The organism is Streptococcus sanguinis (assembly GCF_003943655.1).
Taxonomy (GTDB): domain Bacteria; phylum Bacillota; class Bacilli; order Lactobacillales; family Streptococcaceae; genus Streptococcus; species Streptococcus sanguinis_F.
In genome coordinates this window covers 65,887-71,886 of sequence record NZ_RJMM01000006.1, presented here as the reverse complement: position 1 = coordinate 71,886, position 6,000 = coordinate 65,887, and the positions used below count along the sequence as shown (strand labels likewise).

The 6,000-nt window shown below is 37.2% G+C and carries 5 protein-coding genes; all 5 read left to right on the top strand.

The window, feature by feature from the left end; translation table 11 throughout:
* The first annotated feature begins 14 nt into the window (after positions 1-14).
* Complete coding sequence (locus D8886_RS04520; protein WP_002909393.1) at positions 15-755, top strand: ABC transporter permease; 741 nt, start codon at positions 15-17, stop codon at positions 753-755.
* The gene (locus D8886_RS11800; RefSeq protein ID WP_125434358.1) at positions 748-1,329 is read left to right on the top strand and encodes an ABC transporter permease; all 582 of its coding nucleotides are present in this window, start codon (positions 748-750) and stop codon (positions 1,327-1,329) included. Before D8886_RS04520 ends, D8886_RS11800 begins: the two co-directional genes overlap by 8 nt.
* Positions 1,330-1,497: 168 nt before the next feature.
* On the top strand, positions 1,498-3,039 hold the full coding sequence (gene gggC, locus D8886_RS04510) for a streptosactin export ABC transporter GggC (protein WP_125434357.1): 1,542 nt from the start codon (positions 1,498-1,500) through the stop codon (positions 3,037-3,039).
* A 249-nt stretch (positions 3,040-3,288) separates the two neighbouring features.
* Positions 3,289-3,897, top strand: a complete 609-nt coding sequence (locus tag D8886_RS04505) for a CPBP family intramembrane glutamic endopeptidase (protein WP_446677710.1) — start codon at positions 3,289-3,291, stop codon at positions 3,895-3,897.
* Between the two features lie 296 nt (positions 3,898-4,193).
* The gene (locus D8886_RS04500) at positions 4,194-5,951 is read left to right on the top strand and encodes a glycoside hydrolase family 13 protein (RefSeq protein ID WP_185761248.1); all 1,758 of its coding nucleotides are present in this window, start codon (positions 4,194-4,196) and stop codon (positions 5,949-5,951) included.
* Positions 5,952-6,000 lie beyond the last annotated feature (49 nt).

Here is a 6,000-nt window from a genome sequence, read left to right as displayed (position 1 = left end):
GTATGAGGTTATCAATGATGATTAAAGAAATAAGAAGGGAGTTAAAGAGACAGCTGCAAGAGATGATGCAGTTTAAATTCAATTTATTTTTTTCAAATTTTGGAATTTTGATAATGGTTTCAGCTTATCTTCAATACTTTAAAGATACGCAAAGTAAATTTTTATTGTTATGTTTATTATTTACTTGGTATTTTACGAGTCATAGTATTACGCACCCAACTTTTTTTATTGAGGATGACCTTTATGATAGAACTTTGATAAGTGTAATCCAGAGCAGTAAGAGTGTTTTTCATGTCTTAATGTTTAAAATTATTGTTCAGATATTGGTGGATCTAGTTAAAGCCATACCTATATTTATCGTTTTATCCACGCTTAATGATATTGATTTTCCGGATAGTATTTTAAAGTTAGTTGGAAACCTGGCTGCATGTATGCTAACTGTTATTAGCATATATGGTTTGGGTTTTTTCCTATCAAGTCTCTGCTTCATTTTTAATCGTACTTCTAGCATTACATCGTTAATTTCTTATTTCATGCTGTATTTTACTGGCATACTAACACCGCTAGGTGGTTTATTTGGCTTTATAGGAAAGCTTTTCCCTTACTATGCCTTGAGAAATTTTATTATTTCTCCGTCCTACCAGAGTATCTTTTTTATTATAGTCTATTGTGCAGTATATTGGTCAGCTGGAACTTTCCTATTTTTCACTTTATTGAACATTGCTAAAAAAAGAGGGAGCCTTTTCCATGTTTAGTGAATTAAGAAGATATTTCAATTATAGAGTTCGATACACGTTTGATAGTATTTGCGAAGTGATTTATTCCATGATTTTTATTACAGGAATCATTATTATTTTCAATAGTGATAAACCGATAAATCTACTCTATTTTTTTATTTATTATTCTATAACTAATGTGATATTGCTTGCTAATGAGGAGTTGGAATTTGAAATTCGCACTAATCAATATACAAATATCAAAACAACTAGACGGACACCAATGATGATTTATATTGCTAGATCAACAACTTATTTTATTTGGTCGACACTCATTTTTTTGATTTCAATCATTCTATCGCATCTGTTTTTTAATGGAAAATTTTTTATGCCCTCATTCCATTTAGTGGATTTGGTTTTGATATCAATACTTAATTATGCTGTATTTTTTGTCTTATATACCATGGCAATTAAGTTAACAGAACGCTTTAAACGAGTATCCGTCCTATTGAATTTATTTAATACCATAATGTTATTTTATTCTGGACTAGTATTTCCTGCTCCCTTTGTTAGCTATGCAGATGTGTTGGATATATTTTTGAATAAAAAATAAAAGTAAATTGATATGTTTAGAACTAGTTATTTAAGTCTTTTTCGAAAGATTATAAAGTAGCAGCCCTACGTTTAATGCTTTCATTCAAATATTCAGGCTCCTATTTTATCCCCGTCTAGAAAAAACGACCATCTAAGTTGGTAAATAACTCCAGGAGGTATGTACGCTATGCTTAGATCTTATGTAACTAAAAAGTATTTATTCTTCTATTTTGTGGCGATTATGATTACTTGGCTGGAGGCTGTCATTACACCAGCTTTGATTCAGTATATTGTCTCTAGTTTTACCAATCACCAGTTGCATTTGCTGTGGCAGGTCTTGATTTGGGGAATTGTGGGGAATTTGATTCTCTTGCTGGGTTTGGCTGGGAAACGCTATTACTATGCACGAGTGCTGACGGACTTCAAGTCGGGGATTAAGCAGGCCATCTTTCAGACTTTCTTATATAGCTGTCGGATAGCGGATGAAGAGGTTTTGTCCGACCTGGAAAATGATGTGAAACAGCTAGAAGATAACTATATTGAGCCGACTGTCATTATCATTTCTTCTTTGGGATTTACAACCGTCTCCATCTGTTATGCTCTCTGGACTAATTTTTATCTGGGTTTGCTCTTTATCATTTTTTATTCGATACCTGTCCTTTGTAGTAGCATAGGTTCCAAACGCTTGGATGCGATTTCTGAGCAGAAGTCCATGGCTAACCAAAGCTATGTTTCTCAAGTGACTAATATGATTGCGGGTGCTCGTTCCATACGTCATTATCTGGGACAAAGCATGTTTTACAAACTGTTTTCCAAAGATTTACACAAGACTTTAGAGCAAGAAATCGCCTATGAAAAGCAACGGACGATAAACAGTCTCTTTATTAATGGGATTGATGCTTTTTGTTCGGTTGCGCCGATTGTCATTGGTGGTTTCATGACCTATTATAACTACCTTTCAGCAGCCAGCTTTGTTGGGATTTACCTAGTATCGCATAATATCGGCTACCAATTTCAAGAGCTATCTTACTTTATCAATACTAGAAAATCAGCCAAGTCTCTCTGTGATAAGTATCAAAAATTGCTGGGAGAGGAGTTGACAATGCCTTCTGTTCTTGTAAGTTCCGTCTTTCCTATCCAGCTAGAGCAAGTCAGCGTAGAGCGTAATGGTCAAGAAATCCTAGCTCCTTGCGACCTTACTATTGAGGAAGGGGAAAAGATTGCTATTATCGGAGAAAGTGGGTCTGGGAAAACAACCTTACTTAACCTCATTTATGGTGAAATCAAGCCTAATCAAGGTCAGATTCGCTACCATGGACAAGAGCTGAGCTCGGATGAACTGTATCAGGCAGGAGCCTACATTCTCCAGTCCAGTCATGTCTTTGATGGCTTGAGCCTAGAGGAAAATATCGCTTTGGGACAGGAATTGGATTCTGTAAGGATGGAGGAGATTCTGCAGCAAACTGGCTTGAAAGCTCTTCAAGGCAAAATATCCAACAATCAAACCCTGTCAGGCGGTGAGAAGCAGCGGCTAGAAATTGCTCGAGCTCTCTATCACAATCGCCACTTTATCCTGGCTGATGAGGTCAAGGCCAATCTAGACCTTAAGAATCAAGAGAAAATCAGTCAGCTTCTCTTCTCTCTCCCACAAGCACTTGTGGAAGTGATTCATCACTATAGCGAAGAGGACTTGAAGCGCTATGATAAGGTTGTAAAACTGGTGAGATAGGTGGGACATAGATTTCAGAAAGGAGTGGCAGAGGCCACTCTTTTTTGTGGGTTGGAAAATAAGAAGATTAGCTTTTTTTCCGTTTATAATATACAATAATATTGATTCCGATTAGGAGATTGGAATTTATATTGTTCGATAAAAAAATATTGATGACATCTTACTAAATCAAGGAGGAATATTGTTTTGACTGATTCTGCTAAAATTGATAGAAAGTATTTTTATACTACAATCATTGGTTTATTTCTAATGGCAGTGTTGTCTTTGACAAAGATAATACCTGAACTTTCTTTATCAGGTCTCACTGTACTGATTGGTATTTTCTTTTTCTTTGTTCTTGAACATTTTGATAAAAAATCACATATAGAATCGGGCTTGTGCTTTAAATCATTTTTCGATGATCTTAAAAAACAAGGAGTAATTCTTTTGGTCTTGCTTCCTGTAGGATCTGCTGCAGCAACATTGCTTATTGGCGATATGGTATTTAAGGGTGCTTTTGCTATTCATGTTTTGGGAAGAGCGAATGGTATGTTATCCTTTGATAAAATACCACTCCTTATGATTCAAATAATAATCGCAGCCTTGGGGGAAGAAATTGCATGGAGAGGTTTCTTTCTTGGTAAGTCAATGAGAATTCTACCATTTTGGCTTTGTGCCATTCTATCTTCTTTATTGTTTGCGATAGCCCATATTTCTAGTGGAAGCGTTGGACTTGTAAGCTACGATATTTTCATGATTTTTGTTGANAGTATTATTTATGCAATGATTTATAAAAAGTCTGGGAATTGTTTGATTTCTACACTTTCTCATATTCTTGGCAATGCAACAGGAATTCTTTTGCTAATGATGTATAGCTAGAAAGATTTTAATGTTATCTAGCTAATAAAGGATTTTCATTATAGGGCGTAAATGGTCACTATCAGTAAAAGTGGGCTAGATGACTTGATTTAGAAAAGTAAGGAATCTTTTTAAAAACTTGAATAACTAAAAGCCTTGTCTCCAAGGCTTTTTAACTTGCTCAGATAAGCTCTTGCTCATAAACTAGCCCATAGCTTGCAATCCTTTTTTTAAAATAGTATACTAGGTCTAGTCTATGGAATCGTTTGCATAAAGTTGCGATGAGTTTAAACAGAGAAATCTAGGAGATGAAAAGTATGGAATTAACAGCAATTTATCACAGACCGGAGTCGGAGTATGCCTATCTTTATAAAGAAGGTCAAGTGCATATCAGAATTAGGACTAAGAAAGAGGATATAGAGAAAATCCTTTTGCACTATGGCGATCCCTTTGTTTTTCTTGAGGATGCTTATGAAGATACGAAAGAGATGGTCAAAGTGACTTCTGATGACTTATTTGATTATTGGCAAGTAGCAGTGTCGGTTGATTTTGCTCGGCTCCAATATCTCTTTGAGCTGAGAGATAAAGAAGGCCAAAGCATCTTGTATGGAGATAAAGGTTTCGTTGACAATAGTCCAGAAAATCTTGCTTCAGAGGGCAACAGATTTAAACTTCCTTATATTCATGAAATTGATGGTTGCCAGGTTCCTGATTGGGTTTCAAAAACGGTCTGGTATCAAATCTTCCCAGAACGATTTGCCAATGGCAATCCTGACCTTTCTCCTGGAGGAGAACTTGCTTGGGATGCTGCTATCAGTCCTAAGACTACGGATTTCTTTGGTGGGGATTTACAAGGGATCATCGACCATCTGGATTATTTACAAGACCTAGGGATTACAGGGCTTTATCTCTGTCCCATCTTTGAATCGCCAAGCAATCACAAGTACAATACGACTGATTACTTTGAAATTGATCGACACTTTGGGGACAAGGAGACTTTCCGTCAACTGGTGGAGCAAGCTCATCAGCGTGGCATGAAGGTGATGCTGGATGCGGTTTTCAATCATATGGGCGATCAATCTGCTCAATGGCAGGATGTTCTCAAGCATGGTGAAAAGTCAGCTTACAAAGACTGGTTCCACATTCAAAAGTTCCCAGTGACGAATGACAAGCTTATGAATCCCAAAGAACTCCCTTATCATACCTTTGCTTTTGCCAGTTATATGCCTAAGTTAAACACGGCAAATCCTGAGGTGAAAGACTATCTCTTAAGCGTTGCGACCTATTGGATTGAACATTTTGATATTGATGCTTGGCGACTGGATGTGGCTAATGAGGTTGATCATCAATTCTGGCGAGATTTTCGGAAGGCTGTTTTGGCCAAAAAGCCTGACCTTTATATTCTTGGAGAGGTTTGGCATACCTCTCAGCCTTGGTTAAATGGAGATGAGTTTCACGCGGTCATGAACTATCCTCTATCGGATAGTATCAAGGACTACTTTTTGAGCAGGCGCAAGAAGACAAGTCAATTTATAGCTGAGATTAACTGCCAGTCCATGTACTACAAGCAGCAGATTTCTGAGGTTATGTTTAATCTCTTGGATTCGCATGATACGGAGCGCATTTTGGCGACTGCCAAGGGCGATATCCAGCTTGTCAAATCCGCACTCGCCTTTCTCTTTTTACAAAGAGGGACGCCTTGTATCTATTATGGGACCGAGCTAGAATTGGGTGGAGCTATGGACCCGGATTGTAGACGGGTCATGCCTTGGGACCGGGTTTCAAGTAGCAATGATATGCTCAATTTTATGAAGAACTTGATTCAGCTTCGCAAGGGAACTGCGGACACTATTCAGTATGGGAAATTTAGCTTAGAAGAAATCAAGCCCGATGTGCTGGCTTTAGAATGGCAACTTGACAATCAAGCAATCAGAGCCATTTTTAATCAGTCGAATGAGAATTATCTTTTAGACAGAGATTCAGCTGATTTGGTGAGTCATTGCCAAACTGATGACCAGCAAGTGCTCATCTTACCNAAGGGGTTTGTAGTTTATTGTGATGAGTCTTGCATTTGAGTTATGTTTAACTAATATCTTAATCCCATGATGTATTCTAAATAAGATA

What these genes read in the sequence shown, in the direction of transcription:
- D8886_RS11800 (WP_125434358.1), top strand. Translation starts at nt 748, where the DNA reads ATGTTTAGTGAATTAAGAAGATATTTCAATTATAGAGTTCGATACACG.
- gggC (WP_125434357.1), top strand. Translation starts at nt 1,498, where the DNA reads ATGCTTAGATCTTATGTAACTAAAAAGTATTTATTCTTCTATTTTGTG.
- D8886_RS04520 (WP_002909393.1), top strand. Translation starts at nt 15, where the DNA reads ATGATGATTAAAGAAATAAGAAGGGAGTTAAAGAGACAGCTGCAAGAG.